Origin of the sequence: Microseira wollei NIES-4236 (assembly GCF_020521235.1) — a bacterium.
In the GTDB taxonomy this organism is placed as follows: domain Bacteria; phylum Cyanobacteriota; class Cyanobacteriia; order Cyanobacteriales; family Aerosakkonemataceae; genus Microseira; species Microseira wollei.
On sequence record NZ_BLAY01000562.1, the window covers coordinates 1 to 468 of the forward strand.

The 468-nt window shown below is 39.5% G+C and carries 1 protein-coding gene; it reads right to left on the minus strand.

Features of this window, described 5'->3' with window-relative positions:
* Nucleotides 1-130: 130 nt before the first annotated feature.
* Nucleotides 131-331 carry a hypothetical protein gene (locus MiSe_RS49850; protein ID WP_226595042.1) on the minus strand — a complete coding sequence of 67 codons (201 nt, stop codon included), beginning with the start codon at nt 329-331 and terminating at the stop codon, nt 131-133.
* Nucleotides 332-468 lie beyond the last annotated feature (137 nt).

The following is a 468-nucleotide window of genomic DNA, read 5'->3' on the forward strand; positions in this document are numbered from 1 at the left end:
TCGTTAGTGGCAAATCTTGCTGATGCCGTGCCCCTACTGAGGTCAAAAATCTGGTTTTTAATCTTTGATGAATGATTTTTATATATTTCCTCTGAAATGCTGGGTTTTAAGTCTATGAGTTCTTGTGCCATTATCTTTTTACCTCGATGTTTGATCTGGTTTTGAAATTGGTTGTCGGGGCACGGCAGCAAAGAATTTTCTCGTTAGTGGCAAATCTTGCTGATGCCGTGCCCCTACTGAGGTCAAAAATCTGGTTTTTAATCTTTGATGAATGATTTTTATATATTTCCTCTGAAATGCTGGGTTTTAAGTCTATGAGTTCTTGTGTCATTATCTTTTTACCTCGCTGTTTGATCTCGTTTTGAAATTGGTTGTCGGGGCACGGCGGTCAAGAATTTTCTCGTTAGTGGCAAATCTTGCTGATGCCGTGCCCCTACTGAGGTCAAAAACCTGGTTTTTAATCTTTGA